This is a genomic window from Sphingobacterium sp. UBA3519 (assembly GCF_002377215.1).
Taxonomy (GTDB): Bacteria; Bacteroidota; Bacteroidia; order Sphingobacteriales; family Sphingobacteriaceae; genus Sphingobacterium; species Sphingobacterium multivorum.
The window spans coordinates 594,529-617,143 of sequence record NZ_DFPI01000024.1 but is presented as its reverse complement, the minus strand read 5'-3'; the positions used below and the strand labels follow the sequence as shown (position 1 = coordinate 617,143).

General features: G+C 40.3%; 22 protein-coding genes. All 22 read left to right on the top strand.

Features of this window, described 5'->3' with window-relative positions:
- Positions 1–2: 2 nt before the first annotated feature.
- The 22 genes from B3297_RS15115 to B3297_RS15010 all read left to right on the top strand — a co-directional run bounded on the left by B3297_RS15115 (position 3) and on the right by B3297_RS15010 (position 22,600).
- On the top strand, positions 3–353 hold the full coding sequence (locus B3297_RS15115; protein ID WP_075990317.1) for a translation initiation factor: 351 nt from the start codon (positions 3–5) through the stop codon (positions 351–353).
- Positions 354–786: 433 nt separating this feature from the next.
- The gene (locus tag B3297_RS15110; RefSeq protein WP_075990316.1) at positions 787–1,611 is read left to right on the top strand and encodes a MotA/TolQ/ExbB proton channel family protein; all 825 of its coding nucleotides are present in this window, start codon (positions 787–789) and stop codon (positions 1,609–1,611) included.
- Positions 1,612–1,712: 101 nt separating this feature from the next.
- Positions 1,713–2,375 (top strand): ExbD/TolR family protein, encoded by a 663-nt coding sequence (locus B3297_RS15105; RefSeq protein WP_075990315.1) that lies wholly within the window; start codon positions 1,713–1,715, stop codon positions 2,373–2,375.
- Between the two features lie 24 nt (positions 2,376–2,399).
- On the top strand, positions 2,400–2,957 hold the full coding sequence (locus tag B3297_RS15100) for an ExbD/TolR family protein (RefSeq protein ID WP_075990314.1): 558 nt from the start codon (positions 2,400–2,402) through the stop codon (positions 2,955–2,957).
- A 31-nt stretch (positions 2,958–2,988) separates the two neighbouring features.
- Positions 2,989–3,876 (top strand): energy transducer TonB, encoded by an 888-nt coding sequence (locus B3297_RS15095; protein WP_088163319.1) that lies wholly within the window; start codon positions 2,989–2,991, stop codon positions 3,874–3,876.
- A gap of 330 nt (positions 3,877–4,206) precedes the next feature.
- On the top strand, positions 4,207–5,133 hold the full coding sequence (locus B3297_RS15090) for a PstS family phosphate ABC transporter substrate-binding protein (RefSeq protein ID WP_286779091.1): 927 nt from the start codon (positions 4,207–4,209) through the stop codon (positions 5,131–5,133).
- Positions 5,134–5,158: 25 nt separating this feature from the next.
- Complete coding sequence (locus tag B3297_RS15085; protein WP_112375108.1) at positions 5,159–6,958, top strand: tetratricopeptide repeat protein; 1,800 nt, start codon at positions 5,159–5,161, stop codon at positions 6,956–6,958.
- A 119-nt stretch (positions 6,959–7,077) separates the two neighbouring features.
- The gene (locus B3297_RS15080; RefSeq protein WP_088163316.1) at positions 7,078–7,452 is read left to right on the top strand and encodes an NADH-quinone oxidoreductase subunit A; all 375 of its coding nucleotides are present in this window, start codon (positions 7,078–7,080) and stop codon (positions 7,450–7,452) included.
- A 61-nt stretch (positions 7,453–7,513) separates the two neighbouring features.
- The gene (locus tag B3297_RS15075) at positions 7,514–8,065 is read left to right on the top strand and encodes an NADH-quinone oxidoreductase subunit B (protein ID WP_075990308.1); all 552 of its coding nucleotides are present in this window, start codon (positions 7,514–7,516) and stop codon (positions 8,063–8,065) included.
- Entirely contained in the window at positions 8,066–8,563 is a 498-nt protein-coding gene (locus B3297_RS15070; protein ID WP_239468777.1) for an NADH-quinone oxidoreductase subunit C, read from the top strand.
- A gap of 10 nt (positions 8,564–8,573) precedes the next feature.
- Positions 8,574–9,809, top strand: a complete 1,236-nt coding sequence (locus B3297_RS15065; protein WP_075990306.1) for an NADH-quinone oxidoreductase subunit D — start codon at positions 8,574–8,576, stop codon at positions 9,807–9,809.
- Entirely contained in the window at positions 9,802–10,323 is a 522-nt protein-coding gene (gene nuoE, locus B3297_RS15060; RefSeq protein WP_112375107.1) for a complex I 24 kDa subunit family protein, read from the top strand. The genes B3297_RS15065 and nuoE overlap by 8 nt, the downstream gene beginning before the upstream one ends.
- Before the next feature lies 1 nt (position 10,324).
- Positions 10,325–11,680, top strand: coding sequence for an NADH-quinone oxidoreductase subunit NuoF (gene nuoF, locus B3297_RS15055; RefSeq protein ID WP_070560976.1), 1,356 nt, complete (start codon positions 10,325–10,327; stop codon positions 11,678–11,680).
- 30 nt (positions 11,681–11,710) lie between these two features.
- Entirely contained in the window at positions 11,711–12,730 is a 1,020-nt protein-coding gene (locus B3297_RS15050) for a 2Fe-2S iron-sulfur cluster-binding protein (protein WP_286779090.1), read from the top strand.
- An 8-nt stretch (positions 12,731–12,738) separates the two neighbouring features.
- On the top strand, positions 12,739–13,779 hold the full coding sequence (gene nuoH / locus B3297_RS15045; protein WP_286779089.1) for an NADH-quinone oxidoreductase subunit NuoH: 1,041 nt from the start codon (positions 12,739–12,741) through the stop codon (positions 13,777–13,779).
- 13 nt (positions 13,780–13,792) lie between these two features.
- Positions 13,793–14,302, top strand: a complete 510-nt coding sequence (locus B3297_RS15040) for a NuoI/complex I 23 kDa subunit family protein (RefSeq protein ID WP_070560982.1) — start codon at positions 13,793–13,795, stop codon at positions 14,300–14,302.
- A gap of 11 nt (positions 14,303–14,313) precedes the next feature.
- Positions 14,314–14,811: an NADH-quinone oxidoreductase subunit J gene (locus B3297_RS15035; protein WP_070560985.1), complete on the top strand. Its 498-nt coding sequence runs from the start codon at positions 14,314–14,316 to the stop codon at positions 14,809–14,811.
- On the top strand, positions 14,811–15,140 hold the full coding sequence (gene nuoK, locus B3297_RS15030) for an NADH-quinone oxidoreductase subunit NuoK (RefSeq protein ID WP_046673084.1): 330 nt from the start codon (positions 14,811–14,813) through the stop codon (positions 15,138–15,140). Before B3297_RS15035 ends, nuoK begins: the two co-directional genes overlap by 1 nt.
- Positions 15,141–15,159: 19 nt before the next feature.
- Positions 15,160–17,082 carry an NADH-quinone oxidoreductase subunit L gene (gene nuoL / locus B3297_RS15025; protein WP_286779088.1) on the top strand — a complete coding sequence of 641 codons (1,923 nt, stop codon included), beginning with the start codon at positions 15,160–15,162 and terminating at the stop codon, positions 17,080–17,082.
- A gap of 14 nt (positions 17,083–17,096) precedes the next feature.
- Entirely contained in the window at positions 17,097–18,539 is a 1,443-nt protein-coding gene (locus B3297_RS15020; protein ID WP_286767462.1) for a complex I subunit 4 family protein, read from the top strand.
- 17 nt (positions 18,540–18,556) lie between these two features.
- Positions 18,557–19,933, top strand: coding sequence for an NADH-quinone oxidoreductase subunit N (locus B3297_RS15015; RefSeq protein ID WP_286779087.1), 1,377 nt, complete (start codon positions 18,557–18,559; stop codon positions 19,931–19,933).
- A gap of 192 nt (positions 19,934–20,125) precedes the next feature.
- Positions 20,126–22,600, top strand: a complete 2,475-nt coding sequence (locus B3297_RS15010; protein ID WP_286779086.1) for a DUF5686 family protein — start codon at positions 20,126–20,128, stop codon at positions 22,598–22,600.
- The last annotated feature ends 15 nt before the right edge of the window (positions 22,601–22,615 follow it).

Here is a 22,615-nt window from a genome sequence, read left to right as displayed (position 1 = left end):
TCATGAGTAAAAATAAGAAACAGTCCTATGAGGGCGTTGTATATTCAACAGACGACAGCTTCAGCTATCAGCTGGCTGATTTTTTTCAGGAAGCAGATACGTTACCTGTAAATCAGCAAAACTTAAAAGTGCAGCTTGACCGGAAAATGCGGAAGGGGAAAGTTGTTACGTTGGTTACGGGGTTTGTTGGAAAAGCGGAAGACTTGGAGAATTTAGGTAAATTGTTGAAAACGAAGTGCGGAGTGGGTGGAACAGTGAAGGATGGGGAGGTCATCATTCAGGGAGAGTTTAAACAAAAGATCTATGATTTGTTACTTAAAGAGGGGTATCGCGTAAAATTAGTTGGTGGTTAAACAAGTATATCAGGGATAATAGTGGTAAATCTAATGAATTGTCTATTAGGCAAGTATGCTTTGAGTGTAGGATGCCTAGTTGTTCAGAAACATGAGTAATCACTTACTTTTTGTCGTTTAAAATCCTTGATTTTTTTGCATATCAAAAAAAAAATGGCTTTCATTGTAAAATAATTATTGCGAATAAGCGATTTAGCATAGAGTAATAATGATTATATAACGGGAACTGCTGAGAAAAATAACACTGATTAATGGTGTGTTCAGTTTGAAAAAACAAATTTGATTTTTTTTATATATTTGAGATGAATATTTTAAATTTGACATTAAATATTAAATTTGCTTTGCAAAATTGGTTTCAAAAGCGAATAAGAGTGCATATAATTTAAACAACATTATATATTTAAACAACAGTAAAAAACTAAAAATTAGAAAAATGGCAAACGCACCTAAAACTGCTGCAAAACAAGAGAGCAACAACGGAGGATCTTTCTTTGCTCAAGCTGCAATCATCATCTGTTTCATCGTGGGTTTCTGTGTATGGAAATTTGTGATGGGCAATCCAACTAACTTCGTTGACAACAATCCTGAAAATGCTCCAAATCCAGGTAACTACTTAGGAATGGTTTACCATGCTGGGGCTATCGTACCTGTTTTGCTTGGTTTATTCTTGATGGTATGGGTTTTCTCAGTAGAACGTTTTATCGTTATTAACAAAGCTTCTGGTAATGGTAACGTAGGAAACTTCGTTCGTAAAATTCAAACGTTGATTAATGGTGGAAACATCGATTCAGCTATCGCTGAGTGTGACAAACAAAAAGGTTCAGTAGCAAATGTTGTAAAAGCTGGTTTATTGAAATACAAATCAGTATCTGCAGATCCTGAAGTAAACACCGAAAAAGCTGCTATTGCAATTCAAAAAGAAATCGAAGAAACTACAGCATTAGAAATGCCAATGTTAGAGAAAAACTTAAACGTTATCGCTACATTAGTTTCTATCGGTACATTATGTGGTCTATTGGGTACGGTAACAGGTATGATCAAAGCCTTCTCGGCATTGGCAACAGGTGGTGCTCCAGATTCAGCTAAATTGGCAAACGGTATCTCTGAGGCCTTGATCAATACAGCAACTGGTATCGCGACTTCAACATTCGCTATCGTATTGTATAACATCTTTACTGCAAAAATCGATAAATTAACTTACTCTATCGACGAAGCTGGTTTCTCAATCGTACAAACATACGCTGCAAACCACAAATAAGAACTATGATGAAAGTTTTTGATTTTATTTTATGGAAATCAAAAATCAAAAGCATCATAGGATAGAAGATTGAGTTTTTAATTTAAAAAGAAGAATTTAAAATGGGTAAAGCAAAAGTAAAAAGAGCCAGTACGTCGATCGACATGACAGCGATGTGTGACGTATCGTTCTTACTGCTTACGTTCTTCGTCTTAACGGCGACTGCGCGCCAACCGGAAGCATTGACGGTGGATACCCCAGCATCGACTACAAAAGATAAGTTACCTGATTCAAATGTAGGTATGATCACAATAGGCGATCAAGGTAAAGTTTTCTTCGGTACGACTGATCAGCAGGTTCGCGTAAAAGCACTAGAAAGAATGTCAGCAAAATATGGCGTTGGCTTTTCACAAGAAGATTATGATCGTTTCAAATTGATGGAAAACTTTGGTGTACCAATGTCTAAATTGAAAGGATTATTGGCTCTGGATGGAAGTAAGCGTACAGAGAAAGGTCTGCAAACTGGTATCCCGGTTGATAGTACAGAGAATACTTCAAATGAGTTGTATTACTGGGTTCAAAATGCCCGTCTTGCAGCTGAGGAGGTAAATAAGGAAAAAGAAGCATCTGATAAAAATTTCGTGCATCCAGGACCTTTAAAGATGGCTATCAAAGCAGATGCGAATGAAAAATATCCTTCGGTTAATTTAGTTATTGAAACGTTGCGCAATCAAAAGCAAAACAAATTTAGTTTCATAACAGGCATGCGTGCTGAGGAGAAATAATTGACGATTTAATAAGAACAAACAATGGCAGAATTAAATCAGGATAGTGGTAAAAAAGGCAAAGGCGGGAAAGTAAGATCCAAGAAGAATGGCGGTAAGGTCGACCTTACAGCGATGGTGGATTTGGCGTTCTTGTTGATTACCTTCTTCATGTTGACCACATCCTTAAATAAACCGCAAGCGATGGATGTGGCTATGCCAGACAAAAATAAAATTAAGGAGCAACAAAGCGATGAATTGCTTACAGCAGATAATCGTTCACTTACAATTTTATTGGGTTCTGACAATAAAGTCTCTTGGGTATATGGTCAAGTTGCTCGTCCGATCGAAGGTCCTACTGTTGCTGGTTACGGTGCGGATGGGATTCGTAAGGTTTTGATGGAGAAAAAGGCATATGTACCTCGCGTTTCAGGCGGTAAAGACATGATCGTAATCATAAGACCGAGTGATAAATGTACACAACGTAATCTTGTTGACATTCTTGACGAGATGAAAATTGTAGACGTAAAACGCTATATGATCGGAAAGATTACTCCAGAGGAAGTGGACGTGTTAAAACGTGACAATATCTATAATGATTAGTTATTAGATTGACACAAAAAACTAAAATAATATGATAGGGTCAAAATTAGATATTTTTAAGAAAGAATGGCTTGACGTCGTTTTTCAAGGCCGCAATAAGGAGTACGGAGCTTATGAGCTTCGTAAGCTAGCGCCTAAAGCGACTAACAGGGGACTTCTTGTCGTTATCGGCATTGTAGTCATAGCCAGTTTCCTTAGTGTTTATGGAAGTAAGCTGTTCCCGAAGAAAGCCGTTGAGGCTCCTCCTGCAGTAACTGAAGTTACTTTGGAAGACCTTGAAGAAATTAAACCACCAGAGCCTGAAGAAGAGGAGCCGCTTCCGCAAGAACCGGAAGAAAAACCTCAACAAGTGGCTATGGATGTACCGAAAGAAGATTTGGTTCGTTTCCCTGAACCTAAAGTAGCTCCTGCAAACAAAGTTGTGGAAGAAGTTGCTTCTCAGGAAGAGTTGAAAGACCCAAATAAAACTCCAGCGCGTATTACTTTGAAAGGTAGCCCGACTGGTACTTCTGTTGCACGTGGTGAATTTGGTTCGAAGAAACAAGATGGCGCAATCACTGGTGCTGCAAAAGGCGATCCAAATGGTAATGGAGATGAAATTCTTCCATTTAATGCCATCGAGGTTCAGCCAATGCCTGTAGGCGGTATGCAAGCATTTATGTCTTGGGTAGGTTCAAACTACGAGTATCCAGCTGCGGCAACTGAAAATGGTGTAAATGGTGTCGTTGAGGTATCTTTCGTTGTAGAAAAAGATGGTAGCTTAACAGACATCAATATCAAACGCGATTTGAAATATGGTACTGGTGATGCAGCCGTAAGGTTGCTTAAGAAAGCGAAGAAATGGAAACCTGGTATTCAAAATGGTCGTCCAGTTCGTGTAGCGTACACTTTACCAATTCGATTGAACCTTCAAAATTAGAATGACAAATTTTAATTCGAATAATAGTTCAAATTATAGACAGAAATCGCCTCTGAAGCGGTTTCTGTCTATTTTGGGACTATTTATGTTTGGCTTTTATTTTGTTTTGGGCCTTTTGATTATATTCTGGGACAATTTTCCCATTGAGATTAATCCAACCTACAAAACAATCTTTGGTGTCGTATTGATCCTGTATTCTTTTATGCGGTTTGTACGGCTTTGGCAAAATAATTTTTAATTAACTGCCCTCTTCTTTTTGGCTACAACCAATTCTCTCTTCAAAAATTAAACTATTTTTTAATTAAACTGTCTTATTTTATGATGTATCATATGAGAAAATATAAAATGGTTCTTGTGATGCTTGGCATCTGTATGCGCATTTTTGTTTCCTGCGAAAATAAAACAAAGCAAAAGAAAGAGAGCGATGATATTCTAACGGGTAAGCTACCCGTTATTGTGGATCAAACTTTGTTGCCTATTATCCAAGAATCTGCGGATGTGTTTGAGAGTTCTTATCCAAATTCGAGTTTGGAGCTTATTGCTCGTCCCGAAATTAAAGCGGTGAATGCATTGCTTGGCGATTCGGCCTATGTGGTTGTGTTGACGCGCAAGCTGACAAATGAGGAAGATAGCTACTTTAAAAAGCGAGGGATTCAACCTAAAATATTCCAAATGGCGTCGGATGCCGTGGTATTGATCAATAATCGTAACAGTGCTGATACTATAATGCCTCAAAAAGACGTTAAGTCTTTGTTGGAAGGTAACTTAGCAGGACAACGACTGATCTTTGACAATGCTAATTCAAGCACACTGCGCTATTTGAAAGATTATTTCAAATTGAACAAAATCGATCCGAAAGCTGTTTCTGCTTTGAAAGATAGTGAAGATGTGATGAAATATGTGAGCGAGAATGCAAATACAGTGGGCGTTATTGGTTATAATTGGTATTTAAAAGCTGTAGAAAAAAATTCGAATTTATTGGATAAAATTCGTACATTGAGCATCGAAAGTGTTGGTAAGGAGGGCGAAAAGGTCAGTTTTTATAGACCATCCCAATCGACTATCGCCGACGGCTTATATCCTTTTATAAGACCTGTCTACATTATGAACTATCAGCCGAATATGGGCTTAGGTTTAGGCTTCAGTGCCTTTTTGACAGGAGATCGTGGACAACGTATTGTATTGAAAGCTGGATTGGTTCCTGCTACAATGCCTGGACGAGAGATCATTATTAGAGATGAAAGTTATATTAAATAGATAATAAATAGTACAAAAATAGATTATGACAAACAGTAAATTATTATTTAGTCTTTTATTGGCGGGATCTGTGGGCACAGTAAGTGCACAAAGTTTGAAAGATGCTAGAGCAGCCATCGAGGCTGAAAATTATGGTAAAGCGAAAACTATCCTTCAACAGTTAGTGACTAAGCAACCTAAGAATGGAGATAATTATTTCTATTTGGGTCAAATTTATTTGGTAAACGACAGAGCGGATTCTGCCGCTGCGATTTTCAACCAAGGTTTGGCTGCTGATCCAAAGGCTACAATCAACAATGTAGGTTTGGGCTATGTTGACTTAATGAAAAAGGATAAAGCGAGCGCTGAATCTAAATTCGCTTTGGCAACCGCAAAATTAGGTAAAAAAGATTATGAACCATTATTGGAAATTGGACGTGCATATATAAAAACGCCTGAGCCTGATTATGCGAAAGCTTTGGAATACCTAACGCAAGCGAAAGAGAAAAACAAAAAAGATGTTGCAATTCCTATCGCATTAGGTGATGCATACCGTGGTTTAAAAGAAGGTTCATTAGCTTATACAAGCTATGGTGAAGCGACTGATATCGATCCAAATTCAGTACAAGCGAAAGTTGGACAGGCTGTGATCGTACGTGGTGCGCAGGCTTTTGATGAGGCTATCACACAATTGGAAGCTATTGCGGCGGAAACTCCGGCATATGCACCTACTTACCGTGAGTTGGCTGAAACATATAACCAATGGTCTAGATTGCCGGGTACTTCTGACGAGAAATATGTCGAGTTAAATAAAAAAGGTGTTGAGCAATACAAAAAATACCTGGAAGTTGCGGGTGATAATTCATTGGAAGCTAAAATCCGTTATGCCGATTTCTTGGTTTACGCGCGTCAATACGACGATTTGAAGGTAGTTTCTGAGGAATTAGCTCAAAACCCTTCTGTAGATCCAAAAATTTATCGTTATTTGGGGTATATCGCCTTCCAAAAAGCTAAAGATTATCCGAAAGCATTGGAGTACTTAAACCAGATGTTTAGCAAAATGGAAAAAGATCGTGTAATTCCATTGGATTATATGTATCTAGGTATGTCTGAGATTGCAGCAAATAGCCCTAAGCCAGCGGCTGCTGGTGCAGATAGCACGGCTACTGCGGCTCCGGTATTGACAGCAGAGAATACGGCGAATATTCAAAAGGGTATTGCCGATATTAAGAAAGCAATTGATTTAGACAAAGAATTGTTGGGCGAAACAGCTGAGTTGGCATTTGCTAAATACCAAGAGCAAGAATTGCAGACAGCAGCCTCTTTATTTGAATTGGTGGCGTCTTACAAAGATAATAAAACGTATTTATACGATGCAAACTACTATGCAGGTGAAGCTTACTATCAAATCGGTGCAAAGGAAGATGCTGCTAGTAAGAATGAAGAACAAGTAGTCGTTAATCAAGAATTGAGAGATAAAGCAATTGCTGATTTGCAAAAAGCACAGACTTTCTTATCTGTTATTGAAACGACAGACAATAAAGAAGCACAAGATAAATATTTGATCAATGCGCTTTATTATAAAGCTTTTGCTGCCTTAACCGCGGACAACTTGGAGCAACCTAAAGGTGATTTCGTTGCACCATTCCAAAAATTGATCGAAACCATCAATCAACGTGGCGCACAAGAGAAGAATAAAAATTATTTGATCGATGCAAATACATATATCGGACTTTACTATTACGTGAAGCAAGATCTTCCTAAAGCGAAGGAGAGCTTCCAAAAAGTATTGGCTATAGATCCGGCAAATGAAGCTGTTAAAGGTTACTTAGAGGGCCTGAAATAAGCTTAAATAAAATCATTCTAAATTAGGCGTAGATAGTAATATCTACGCCTTTTTTGTTTTGATTTTTACCTTGAAATCTCTATATTTAGAGATAGTTACCAATATAAATTTTAATTGAGATGGAGCAAGCCAATAGTATGCCGATAGACTACTTGCCTATATTTATACAGCTTCTTGTTGCTGTTGGATTTGGAGTAGGTACCATAATTATTACACATCTTATCGGACCGAAAGTCCGCACGGAAAACAAGCTTGGAGCTTTTGAGTCGGGAATTGAAGTTGTCGGAAATGCCAGGCAGCCTTTCTCCATAAAATATTTTTTGGTCGCTATCCTGTTTGTCATATTTGATGTTGAAGTTATTTTCATGTATCCATGGGCAGTCAACTTCCGGGAAATGGGACTACAAGGCTTGATCGAGATGTTTATTTTCATGGGACTGCTCTTGTTGGGCTTTATCTATGTGATCAAGAAAAAAGCATTGAGTTGGGATTAGATATTCCCGTGATGGTTGGCTCTTTGGGCCAGCAATACTTAAACCTATAAATCGACTTTTCATGAGTGATATAAAATTGGCAGAAGCTCCTCCGGGAGTAGAAGGCGCAGGTTTTTTTGCGACAAGTTTGGACAAAGCCATTGGCTTGGCCCGAGCCAACTCGTTATGGCCTTTGCCCTTCGCCACATCCTGCTGTGGTATCGAGTTTATGGCAACGATGGGCTCTACTTACGATTTGGCTAGATTCGGTGCCGAGCGCCCGAGCTTTTCACCGCGTCAGGCAGATATGCTATTGGTAATGGGTACCATTGCTAAGAAAATGGCTCCGGTGTTAAAGCAGGTGTATGTGCAAATGGCCGAGCCGCGCTGGGTAATTGCTGTAGGGGCCTGTGCATCTAGTGGTGGTATTTTCGATACGTATTCTGTCTTACAAGGAATAGATGAAATTATACCGGTTGATGTGTACGTGCCTGGCTGTCCTCCCCGTCCAGAAGCAATTTTGGATGGCGTGTTGCGTCTACAGGATATTGTAAAGAATGAATCATTGAACCGGAGAAATACACCCGAATACAAAGCGCTGCTTGAGAAGTACGGAATACATACAAATAAATAGATGATGGAAAACAGTTTTTTATTGGATAAGCTCCAAGGAAATTTTCCGGCAAAGATTAACGAAATTCAAGATGCACACAATTTATTGACGATTGTCGTGGATACGGAAGATGTGATTGATGTACTTCGTTTCTTGAAATCGAATAAGGAGTTGCAGTTTATTCATCTCACGGATATTACGGCAGTGCATTATCCGCATTTAGAAAAGGAGTTTGCTGTGGTTTATCATATTCATAGTCTCGTTCATAATATCCGAATCCGAGTGAAGGTCTTTTTGTATGGGCCGAATCCTGAGATTCCAACAGCAACCGTCGTTTGGAAAGGCGCGAACTGGATGGAGCGTGAGACTTTTGATTTTTTTGGTGTCAATTTTATAGGGCATCCCGATTTGAGAAGGATTTTGAATGTAGATGATATGGAGGTGTTTCCAATGCGTAAGGGATATCCTTTGGAAGATCCAAATCGCGTAGATAAGAAAGATTTGTATTTCGGCCGTTAATTTATACGATATGAGCGAATTTATAAGCAAGATAACATCTAATCAGCCTGTCTTCGAAGACAACGATCCGCAAGACGAGTTGATTACCCTAAATATTGGTCCCACGCATCCCGCTACGCATGGTGTATTTCAGAACGTGGTACAAATCGATGGCGAGCGTATTGTGAGTGGTGTGTCCACGATCGGTTATATTCACCGCGCATTTGAAAAAATTGCTGAACATCGACCTTTTTATCAAATAACGCCTTTGACTGATCGTCTAAATTATTGCTCGTCTCCAATCAATAATATGGGCTGGCATATGACCGTTGAAAAGTTGCTCAAGATAGAGATTCCTAAGCGGGTGCAATATATGCGTGTTATCGTCATGGAGCTTGCCCGTATTGCGGATCATATTATTTGTAATGGTATTTTGGGGGTAGATACGGGTGCTTTTTCCGGCTTTTTGTATGTGATGCAGGAACGCGAGTTTATCTATGAAATCTTTGAAGAAATCTGTGGCGCTCGTTTGACAACGAACATTGGTCGTATTGGAGGCTTCGAGCGTGATTTCAATGCTATAGCCTTTGAGAAAATACGTGAATTTCTGAAACGCTATCCTCCGGTGTTGCAAGAATTTGAAGAGTTGTTTGTTCGTAACCGCATTTTTATTGAACGAACGTCGGGTGTTGCTGCTGTAACAGCAGAAGATGCCCTGGATTATGGCTGGTCTGGTCCTATTTTACGGGCGACAGGTGTAGATTACGATGTGCGTGTACAGAATCCTTATTGCTCGTATGAAGAATTTGATTTCGATGTGCCTGTTGGCACGACAGGTGATGTATACGATCGTTTCATGGTTCGGAACGCCGAAATGTGGCAATCACTTCGGATTATTGAACAGGCATTAGCGAAAATTGAGAAAGAACCTAAAGGCGTCTTCCATGCGGAGGTTCCTGATTTCTATTTACCTCCGAAAGAACAGGTGTATACCAATATGGAAGCTCTAATTTACCACTTTAAAATCGTCATGGGTGAGGTGGATACACCTAAAGCTGAAGTTTATCATGCGGTCGAAGGGGCAAATGGTGAACTCGGTTTTTATTTGATTCATGATGGTGGACGGTCACCTTATCGTCTTCACTTTAGAAGACCTTCTTTTGTCAATTATCAAATGTTCGCGCCAATGAGTGCAGGAATGCTGATTTCAGATGCCATTATAAATATGAGTAGTCTTAACGTTATAGCCGGAGAATTAGATGCTTAGTGTAAAACAACATAATGAAAACGTAAACTTTTCTCCAGAATTGTTAGCCAAGTTTGGAGAAGTGGTAAGTCGTTACCCCGAAGGAAAGCAAAAATCAGGCTTATTGCCCATTTTACATCTGGTTCAGGCGGAATATGGCTGGGTAAGCGCAGATGCGATGGATAAGGTTGCTGTTTACCTGAATATATTGCCTATTGAGGTGTATGAGGTGGCAACCTTCTATACCATGTTCCTGTTGCAACCTAAAGGAAAATATGTACTGGAGATTTGTCGTACCGGACCTTGTTGTTTGGTCGGTGCAGAGCGTATCATGGGGCATTTAGAGCAAAAGCTCGGCGTAAAGGAAGGTCAGGTCACCGCTGACGGGCTTTTCTCTTGGCGGGGTGTAGAATGTTTGGCCGCCTGTGGTTTTGGACCAGTCTTACAGATCGGCCCTGAATATACATTCTATGAGAATCTGACAGAAGATAAAGTCGACGAATTGATTGATAATTTAAAAGCTAAAACAGAATAATATGGCACGTAAACTTTTGTTGACTCATATCGATGTTCCTGGCATCAATACCTTTGAGGTCTATCGACAAAAAGGTGGTTATGTTGCTGTTGAAAAAGTAGTAAAGACAATGTCTCCTGAGGATGTTGTTGAAGAGGTTAAGAAGTCTGGATTACGTGGACGTGGGGGAGCTGGTTTTCCTACGGGCATGAAATGGTCCTTTTTGGCTAAACCTGAAGGGGTGCCACGCTATTTGGTCTGTAATGCCGACGAGTCTGAACCAGGAACATTCAAAGACCGTTATTTGATGACGCACATCCCACATGCGCTCATTGAGGGAATGATTGTATCCAGCTTCGCCTTAGGAGCTCATACATCGTATATCTATGTGCGTGGAGAGATGATGCCGCAAATCAGAATTCTGGAGCGGGCCATTGCTGAAGCCAAGGAAAAAGGTTTTTTGGGTAAAAATATTTTAGGCTCGGGCTATGATCTGGAGATTTATGTTCAGCCGGGAGGTGGAGCGTATATCTGTGGTGAGGAAACGGCTTTATTAGAATCTTTAGAAGGTAAACGGGGTAATCCGCGTATTAAACCGCCTTTTCCAGCGATAGCAGGTTTATATAACTGCCCGACAGTGGTGAATAATGTGGAGTCTATTGCGACCACAGTGCCCATTATCAATTTGGGCGGTGAAGAATATGCTAAAATCGGCGTGGAGCGTAGTACCGGGACAAAATTAATTTCCGCTAGCGGAAATATTGTAAAACCAGGGGTCTATGAGATCGAACTCGGTCTGCCTGTGGAAGAGTTTATTTACTCGGATGAATATTGTGGTGGTATTGCCAATGGGAAACGAATGAAAGCTGTCGTAGCTGGAGGCTCTTCGGTTCCAATCCTACCCGCTAACTTGATCTTGAAAACTGCGGCAGGAAATAGCCGGTTGATGACTTATGAGTCATTGGCGGATGGTGGTTTCCAAACAGGGACAATGCTCGGGTCGGGTGGTTTCATCGTATTTGATGAGGATCAGTGCGTGGTGCGTAATACCTGGAATTTTGCACGTTTTTATCATCATGAAAGCTGTGGGCAGTGTTCGCCTTGTCGTGAAGGAACAGGTTGGATGGAGAAGGTGCTGCATAAGATCGAGAGCGGTCACGGCTCGATGTCAGACATTGATTTGCTGTGGGATGTGCAGCGAAAAATTGAAGGGAATACAATCTGTCCATTGGGGGATGCTGCGGCATGGCCTGTGGCAGCAGCAATAAGACATTTTAGGGATGAATTTGAATGGCATATCCTTCATCCGGAAGAGTCACAAACACGGAATTATGGACTGGCACATTATGCTGATCCTTTACAACCAATAGTATCATAATAGAAGCTGTAACGATAAATTAATTATATCATGGCAGAAGCGGAAGATGTAAAGTTTAAGGTCACCATCGATGGTATACCGGTAGAGGTTGCTCCTGGGACAAGCATATTAAATGCAGCGAGACAGATCGGTGGAGATATAGTCCCTCCGGCAATGTGTTACTACTCCAAACTGGAGGGAAGTGGCGGTAAATGCCGTACCTGTTTGGTCAAAGTCTCCAAGGGATCTGAAAAAGATCCGAGGCCGATGCCAAAATTGGTGGCTTCTTGTCGTACAACGGTGATGGACGGTATGGAAGTACAAAATATTACTTCGCCAGAGGTGGTGGAAGCAAGAAAAGGTGTTGTTGAAATCTTATTGATTAACCATCCCTTAGATTGTCCAATCTGCGATCAGGCTGGTGAATGTAAATTGCAGGATCTTGGATATGAACACGGTAGTGCTCATACACGCTACGAATTCGATCGACGTACCTTCGAACGCATTGATCTGGGCGATAAGATCCAATTGCATATGAACCGTTGTATCTTATGTTACCGTTGTGTTTATGTCGCCAATCAGTTGACCGACCAGCGTGTACACGGTATCCTAGGAAGAGGAGATCACGCCGAAATATCGACTTATATTGAAAATGTCATCGACAATGATTTCTCCGGAAATGTTATTGATGTTTGTCCTGTGGGAGCTTTGACGGATAAAACCTTCCGTTTCAAGAACAGGGTATGGTTTACAAAGCCTGTCGATGCACATCGCGATTGTCCGACATGTTCAGGTAAAGTAACCTTATGGTATAAGGGAGAAGAAGTCATTCGGGTAACTGCTCGAAAGGATGAGTTTGGTGAAGTGGAAGAATTTATCTGTAATACCTGCCGCTTTGATCAGAAAAAAACAAGCGATTGGATTTTGGAGGAACCAACAGAAATAGATCCACATTCTGTTATTTCTGCCAATCACTACGAGTTATTTAATCCGCCAAAAGTCATTAAAGAAAATCCAATATTGCAGGAACAAAATCGGGAACAGTTAGCTAGAACGGAAAAATTGAAATAATCACAAACATGGAGTGGTCTTTTGTCATAGAAAAATTAATACTGGTGTCTGTTATTTTTGTTGTCACCCTGGTGATTGCGATGTATTCGACACTTGCTGAGCGTAAAATTGCAGGTTTTATGCAGGATCGATATGGTCCTGACCGGGCTGGTCTCTTTGGTATCTTGCAACCGCTTTGTGACGGTGGTAAATTCTTCTTTAAGGAGGAAATTATCCCTGCAGGGGCACACAAGGTACTTTTTATCTTAGGGCCTACTATTGCCATTATTACGGCCTGTATTAGCTCGGCGGTTATCCCTTGGGGACAGGAATTGCAAATTGGGGGACGGGTCGTTTCCTTGCAGGTGGCCGATGTTAATGTTGGGATATTGTATATGTTTGGTGTGATCGCATTAGGTGTATATGGTATTATGTTGGGCGGCTGGGCTTCCAATAATAAATTCTCACTTATGGGTGCTATTCGCGCTGCGTCGCAGAGCATCAGTTATGAGATCGCCATGGGACTTTCAATTATCGCTTTATTGATGGTGACACAAAGTCTCTCCTTAAAGGAAATCGTTGCGCAGCAGTCGGGTTTTGTCAATTGGAATATCTGGGCGCAGCCGCTAGGGTTTATCATTTTTATGGTCTGTGCTTTTGCCGAATGTAATCGGGTTCCTTTCGATTTACCGGAATGTGAGACAGAGCTTGTCGGTGGTTACCATACGGAGTACTCCTCCATGAAATTGGGACTCTATATGTTTTCCGAATATATTAACATGTTCGTTTCCTCTGCATTGATGGCATCACTTTATTTTGGCGGTTATAATTTCCCCTTTATGAATGATCTGGGATGGTCGGCCAATATGATCACGATCATCGGGGTAGTGGTATTCTTCATTAAAATATTGCTGTTTATCTTTTTCTTTATGTGGGTGCGTTGGACTTTACCACGTTTCCGCTACGATCAATTGATGAATCTGGGCTGGAAGATGCTGATTCCATTGGCAATTGCCAATATTGTACTCACAGGTGTATTTACATTGATTAAAGATACTTATTTCTCATAAGAAAGGACTTTTTATGCAACTAACCAATCGTAAAAAAGTAATTGAACAAAAACCGATGACATTTTCGGAAAGAATATACTTTCCGGCTATTATCAAAGGTTTGCGCATTACATTAAGGCATTTTTTTAAGAAAATTCCAACCATTAAATATCCGGAGGAAATAAGACCTTATTCGAAAAACTTCAGGGGGCAGCACTCGCTCAAACGTGATGAGGAAGGGCGTGAGCGCTGTACAGCCTGTGGATTATGTGCTTTGTCCTGCCCGGCAGAGGCGATTACAATGACTGCCGCCGAGCGGAAAAAAGGTGAAGAGAATCTTTATCGCGAGGAAAAGTATGCGTCGGTATATGAAATCAATATGTTGCGTTGTATTTTCTGTGGTCTATGTGAAGAGGCCTGTCCTAAAGAAGCGATTTATCTGGATGGACCGCATGTGACAGCAGATTATCTCCGTAAGGATTTTATCTATGGAAAAGATAAATTGGTAGAACCAACTTTTGATATTACCAAATTAAAGAGCTAAACCAGGAAATTATGACAGTATTTTATTTTGTAGCCTTCTTGTCTATTTTCTTTGCGCTGCTGACCATTTTTACAAAAAATCCTGTACACAGTGTACTGTATCTGGTCATTACGTTTTTTACGTTTACAATACATTATATTCTTTTGAATGCACAGTTTTTGGCTGTGGTGAATTTCATCGTATATATGGGAGCCATCATGGTGTTGTTTTTATTTGTACTGATGCTGCTCAACCTGAACAAGGATACCGAACCCATGAAATCCAATCTGGTTAAGTTTATGGGTGCTATCGCCGGTTGTTGCCTATTGGTGACTTTCTTCGGTGTATACCGCGTATTTGACATTTCTAATCCCTTAACTGTTGTTAATCCGGAAATAGGGTTGGTTAAGAATCTGGGTAAGGTGTTGTTTAACGAATTTTTGCTTCCTTTTGAGTTATCATCATTATTGTTATTGACAGCAATGATAGGAGCAATATTATTAGCTAAGAAAGAACCTAAACAAATCTAATGGAAACAGTTGTTCAACAGTTGCAGGGGGTGCCAATAAATCATTATCTGATTTTTTGTGCGATTATTTTCGTTATTGGTGTTATCGGTGTTCTTATTCGCCGTAACGTCATTATTATTATGATGTCTATTGAATTGATGCTGAATGCGGTGAATCTTCTTTTAGCTGCTTTTTCAGTGCAGCATGGCGATTCGTCAGGACAGGTCTTCGTCTTCTTTATCATGGCATTGGCAGCGGCAGAAGTTGCCGTAGGCCTAGCGATTATTATTATGGTATATCGGAATACGAAGTCTGTGGATATCGATTCCTTAAATAAACTTCGTTGGTAGAACTTAAGAAATAAATACGATGAGTGAATTAGTTTGGTTGATTCCCCTTTTGCCCTTAATCGGGTTTATTGTGAACGGATTGGGTAGGAATGCCTTCTCCAAAGGTATGATAGGTGCTGTTGGCAGCGCTGTAGTGCTTATTTCTTTTGTATGCAGCTGTATTCTTTTCTCCGAAGTCTACCAAGCGAGGCAAGCTGGACAAGCAGGTATTATAGAACAACATGTATTTGACTGGATTGCGGTGGGCAATCTCAAGATCGGTCTGTCCTTTTTGGTAGACCCACTAAGTGCCATCATGCTCCTGATCGTTACAGGGATTGGTTTCCTTATCCATGTCTATTCGATTGGTTATATGCATCATGATCGTGGATTTGGTAAGTTCTTCGCCTATTTGAATCTCTTTATCTTTTTTATGTTGCTATTGGTATTGGGATCCAATTACCTGGTCATGTTCATCGGCTGGGAGGGTGTAGGGCTATGTTCTTATTTATTGATCGGCTTTTGGTATAAGAATAGTTCGTATGCAAATGCGGCAAAAAAAGCATTTGTGATGAATAGAATAGGTGATTTAGGTTTTCTACTTGCGGTATTTTTAATCCTTGGAACTTTTGGATCCTTGGAATTTTCGACTGTATTTCCTGCGGCCAAGAATTTTGCTGTTGGTGATATCACAGTCGTTAGCATTACCATTTTGTTGTTTATTGCTGCAACAGGTAAATCGGCGCAGATACCTTTATTTACCTGGTTGCCAGATGCCATGGCTGGCCCAACCCCCGTGTCGGCCCTGATCCATGCGGCAACGATGGTTACGGCCGGTATTTATATGATTGCACGTTCCAATGTACTGTTTATCCTTTCACCGTTTACCTTGCAGCTCATTTCTGTGATCGCTATTTGTACAGCCCTATTGGCTGCTGCGATAGCATTGACACAAAATGATATTAAGAAAGTATTGGCTTATTCCACCGTTTCGCAATTGGGCTATATGTTCCTTGGCCTTGGTGTCGGAGCATTTACGGGAGCGTTTTTCCATGTATTGACGCACGCCTTTTTCAAAGCGTTACTATTCCTGGGGGCGGGATCTGTTATACACGGTATGAGTGAAGAACAGGATATGCGAAAAATGGGGGGCTTGAAGAAAGCAATGCCTATTACTTATCTGACGATGTTGATGGGGACAATCGCGATTGCAGGAATTCCACCCTTCTCCGGCTTCTTTTCCAAAGACGAAATATTGGCGGGGGCATTTGCTGCGAGTCCAGTTTTATGGGGTTTAGGTTTTATTGGTGCATTAATGACGGCTTTCTATATGTTCAGGATGTTGTTTATGACCTTTTCTGGAACATTCCGTGGTACGGAAGAGCAAAAACATCATTTGCATGAATCTCCAAAGAGTATGACAGTGCCACTCATCGTATTGGCTATACTTTCTGTGATCGGAGGAGTGATCAATTTACCAGCTGTTTTAGGTGGTAACCATTGGCTTGAGGATTTCCTGACGCCAGTGTTTTCAGAGGGAAAAGCGATAATGCCTGCAACTCATCATTTGGAACATAGTACGGAATATTTACTCATGGGCATTTCTGTTGTTGGAGTATTGATTATGGTTGCCTTGGCTTTTCATAAATACGTTAAACGACAACAGTTACAGGAAGAGGGCGAAGGTACGCGTGGTTTCTTGGGCAATCTTTCTTACCATAAGTTTTACGTGGATGAGCTCTATGATAGCATCATTGTACGTCCCATCAATTGGCTCTCGGCTTTCTTCGGAAATGTCGTGGATCAACGTGGTATTGACGGTGTTGTTAATGGGGCCGGTAAGGCAACATTTGATACGGGAAAGGTATTGCGTTTGCTCCAGAATGGTAATGTTGGTTTTTATTTATTGATGATGGTAATTGGGGTGATTGCCATTTTCATCTATGGATTGTTGAGTCTTTAATTTTGGTATAATCGATGGATAACTTGTTTTTACTTATTTTATTGCCGTTAATAAGCGCATTGATTCTAACGTTCTTAAAGACCAATGCTGCAAAGTCTATTGCCTTGATTTTATCATTACTGTCTTTGGCTTTGACTATTCCGTTCCTCTGTACTTTTGACGCAAATGGCGGAATGCAATTTGAACAAAATTGGCTATGGATTTCTTCGTTGCATATTCATTTTCATATCGGCGTTGATGGAATTAGCTTGCCGTTGATCTTATTGACAAATGGATTGATGCCTTTAATCATTGCTACAACCTTTAAGAAGGAGTATAAAGGAAACTTTTATGCATTAATGGCTTTTATGCAAGCGGGCTTATTGCTCGTATTTATGGCCCTGGATGCTTTTACTTTTTATGTGGGTTGGGAGATTGCCTTGATACCGATTTATTTTATTTGCGCGCTTTGGGGTGAAGGAGATCGTATTCGTGTCAATTTAAAATTTTTTATTTATACTTTTTTGGGTAGCCTTTTGATGTTGATCGGTATTCTTTATCTCTATCAACAAGTGCCCAACCGTGATTTTGAATGGACCTCATTTATTGCCTTAGATTTGGGAGAAAATACGCAGCGGTGGTTATTTTGGGCATTTTTTGTTGCTTTTGCTATCAAAATACCAATTTTTCCTTTTCATACTTGGCAACCCAATACGTATACAAACGCACCTGCAGCGGGCACGATGTTGTTGGCAGGTATCATGCTCAAAATGGGGGTTTACGGTTTAATGCGTTGGCTATTGCCTATTGCACCAACTGGTGTTGCGCTGTATGGGCATTTTGCAATGATCTTATGCGTTATTGGGATCGTTTATGCTTCCATTATCGCAATTAAACAGGACGATGTGAAGCGATTGATCGCGTATTCCTCAATAGCCCACGTTGGCTTAATTAGTGCCGGTGTCTTCACATGGAATACGAATGGCCTGAGTGGAGCAACTATTCAAATGTTAAATCACGGTATTTCTGTGATCGGGCTTTTTTATGTGTTGGATATTATACAGCAGCGCACACAGACGCGTAGTCTCACAGCGCTTGGCGGAATAGCAAGCAAGGCGCCTCGTTTGGCCATCTTCTTTATGATTATTTGTATGGGGGCAGTGGGGTTACCATTGACGAATGGATTCATTGGTGAGTTTTTATTATTGAAAGGCGTTTTTCAGTATGGATTTTGGTTTGCTGTTTTCGCGGGTCTAACCTTAATTCTGGGCGCAGTTTATATCCTTAGGCTTTACCAAGGAACGATGTTGGGGGAAACGACCGAAAAAACTGTACAATTTGAAGATGTAAAAGGAACGGAACTTATTGTATTGACGGTTGTCTCCGTCTTGATCCTTTATATTGGTATATTCCCTAATTTCCTATTGAACCTTTCTGCAGGTTCCGTGGAAGTTTTAAGTACATTTTTAGGCAGATAATAGATATATTTAATTGTATGGGTGCAATAATTACACTTTCGATATTAGCATTAGTCGTCCTTTATCTTGGTTTATTCAAGATGAAATCTATGCTACTGCCTGTTTCTATTCTTGGCTTCTTGGTCGCTATTGGTTTTTTATGGAATGATTGGACTTCGACCAGTGGACCGCTCTATAGTGGGATGGTTCATTTTGATCATTTTGCTATTGCCTTCTCAATCTTATGTATCGCAGTTACCTTGTGCATTTTTGTTATCTCAAAGGGCTATTTTGATGAGGAGGGACAAATTGCGGAATATTATTCCTTATTAATTTTCTCCCTCACAGGTGCTGTTCTTGTGAATAGTTATCATAATTTTTCAATGCTTTTTTTAGGTATTGAAATTATGTCTGTAGCGCTTTACATTTTGGTGGGTATACGTAAAAGAGACAAAGCATCAAATGAAGCTGCATTAAAGTACTTTTTGATGGGGGCTTTCTCTACGGGCTTTCTATTGTTTGGTATTGCCCTTTTGTACGGGGCCACAGGATCATTTGATTTAAGTGAAATCAAAGACTATGTTGTCAATAACCCACAGGCAATTTCGCCTTTGTTTTATGGAGGTATATTGCTTCTCATTGTGGGACTGACGTTCAAAGTGGGCGCTGTTCCCTTTCATTTCTGGACACCAGATGTTTATGATGGGGCTCCGATATTGATTACCAGTTATATGAGCACCGTGGTTAAAGTTGCCTCTTTTTCTGGATTGTTACGTTTATTCAGTTATAGTCTATTGCCTTTACAAGATTTTTGGACTCCGGTTTTCTTAGTGATCGCCATTCTCACCTTATTTGTTGGAAATATTTCTGCATTAATGCAGTCTTCCTTCAAACGTATGCTTGCTTATTCGAGCGTTTCGCACGCCGGGTATATGTTATTTGCGATTGTAGCAGTTGGGGCTACCTCGGCTAATAGTATCTTTGCTTATGGCCTTGCCTACTCTCTAGCCACCATTGTTGCTTTTACAGGATTGATCCTAGTCAAGAAAACGACCGGCTCCGAACATTTTGAAGCTTTCAATGGCTTGGGCAAGAGAAATCCTTTGCTCGCATTTGCCATCACGATAGCAATGCTTTCTCTTGCGGGTATACCACTGACAGCTGGATTTATCGGTAAGTTTATGATGTTTTCTTCTGTTATGGAAAATTATCATATTGTTTTGCTTGTATTGGCTGTAATCAATGCAGGAATTGCCGTGTATTACTACTTGAAAGTTGTTGTTGCGATGTACTTTAGAGACAGTGACGAATCCTGTGTCAATGTACAGTGGAATTATTCATTTGTATTATTCCTTGCCGTAGCGCTTACAATCTTAATTGGGGTATATCCAGACTGCCTTTTAAAATTAATATAAAGTTTCTGTTAAAATACTTGTTGTTTATTAGAGCATGGCGATTTCGCTGTGCTTTTTTTATTTTTATTGGTATAACTCTTGCATACAAATTGTATATTGTAAAAAAGAAATCCTATCAAATTGCAGATGGCGTTTAAAGTGTGTGTTAAATCTTTTTCGATTCGTGTTTTAAGTGTGTTACTATTCTTCTGTATGGGTGGAAAAGTAATTGCACAGGACTTTATTCGTGGAAAGGTCATTGATGCACAAACAGGCAAGGGTATTTCAAGGGTTTCAATTAACTGGCTTGATGGAGATAGCGGTGGTAGCAGCGATACCCTTGGGTTTTTTAAGATTCTGGATATCAAGAAATACAGACAGCTTGTCTTTGGAGCGGTGGGGTATGAGCGGCGTACGGTGGATGTTCGTCGTTTACAGGATTCAATGCTGACCGTGCACTTAATTGCCTCGAATAATACATTAGAGGAGGTCGTGGTCAATAGAAGAAACAAAAAGCCTAAAGATCCAGCTATTGCACTGATCGAACAGGTGATAGCACATCGACCACAAAATCATTATACCCGTATACCTGAAATTCGTTTTGACGAATATGAGAAGACGCAATTTGGTTTTGTCAATCCTGAGGATAAAGCGAAAAAATTTCCGAAACCATTCCGATTCCTCTTTGAAAATGTCGATTCTACAGCTTTTAGGGGGCAGACCATTGCACCCTTTTATTTGGAAGAAAACTATGCCAATATCTATTCATCCCATAATCCAGATCGTAGTAAGAAGATTGTCATCAGCCACAATCAGACCGAATTAAATCCACGCTTTTTTAACAATGACAATTGGCAGACGCGGTTTCAAACGATACTCCGTGATGTTGATCTCTATGATAATACAATTCAGATCACAAACAAAGGAGTCTTGAGCCCAATTGCTGCAGGTGCTACAGCGTTTTATAGGTACAAAATTCAAGATACGGTCAAGATCGAAGGCAAGGATTATATTGAGCTCCATTTTGAAGGTAAATCGGCTATTGATCTGCTCTTCTACGGTGATCTTCTGATCTCAGATGATACAAGGTATGCTGTTCATAGCGCAACTTTGAATATCGGACGTTCTGCAAATATCAATTGGATCAATGACGTGCAAATAGATCTCAGCTATAGTGAATTTAAAAATGGTAGCATGCTCCCTGTTCGTGCAGATCTAAAAATGTTATTTGGTGGGAGCAAGTCAGATGTATTGTATGGACGCAGGGAAACCCAATACTTGGGACATCGCACAGATTCTATTTCGAATGAGAATTTTGCTGGTGTACCAGTTGAAAAGAGGTATCTCCTCCAGTCCGCACCGCAGGTACCCATTGTAGGGGTTAGACCAACTCCGTTAAGCCATGCTGAATTAGGAGCCTATCAAAAGGTTGATTCGGTACAGAATATGCGTTCTTTTAATCAGTTAGTAGCACTGGGTTATTTGTTAGCAAAGGGATATTATAATGCCGGGAAAGTTGAGTTTGGTCCACTGGAATATCTTTATAGCCGCAATAATTACGAGGGCAATCGTGTGCGCCTGAGTGGTCGGACGACGCGTTTATTTTCGGAAAAAGCCTACATTGAAGGATACACAGCCTATGGCGATAAGGACAAAGAGCTAAAGTACTACCTGAGTACGGCATTTACTTTAAATGGAGAACGTATTGTTCAGTTTCCGGCAAATTATTTACGCTTTACAGTACAGCATGACGTCATGGAACCGGGGCGAGGTTTGGGTTTTTTAAAAGGGGATGGTTTCTTCCGTTCTTTTGGGAAAAACAGGCCTAATAAATGGCAATTTAATGATATCTATCGTATCGATCATCTGATCGAATTTGGGAACCATGTTAGCGTAGGAACGGCGTTTACGCATACCCGCAGACAACCGCGCGCTGACTTGTTTTATATCAATAGCCTACCTTTACCTGATACTGTCCGACAAGTCAATACAAATGACCTACAGCTGATTTTACGTTGGGCTCCGAATGAAGAATTTACTTATCATAATCTCGACAGAGGAACCGTAGAAAACAAATATCCCATTTTTACCCTGCAATATAATAAAGGACTGAAAGGATTTTGGGGCGCAGACTATAGTTATGATGCATTACGCTTTAGCATTTTCAAACGACTATTTTTATCCCCAGCGGGGCAGGCGGATTTTGAGTTTTCAGGAGGAAGAATTTGGGGGAAACATCTGCCTTATACCTTACTGGAACTCCCTGATGTCAATAGAGATAAGCAGGGACCGTTGGTGAATTTTGACTTGATGGCTACCTCGGAATTTGTTTCAGACCAGTTTTTGAAACTGACCTATTACCACAACTGGAATGGTTTCTTTTTCAATAGAATTCCGTTGTTCAGGCGGTTAAAATGGCGTGAAGTGACGGGATTTAAGGCTTTTTATGGAAAGTTAAGCGATGCCAACAACCCCTTTGTAACGCCCGAAAATATTCAGTTTGAAGCGGACAAAAATGGTATTATCCAAACAAAAGCAGTGCGTAACAAACCGTATGTAGAAGGGCTAGTGGGGGTGGATAATATCTTTAAATTGATTAGATTAGAGTATAAAAAGAGATTAAGCTATAGTGGTGGTGAAGGCATACCTTCTGATACCTTTACAGCATCCTTACATTTTAATTTTTAGCAATTATGGTCCAAT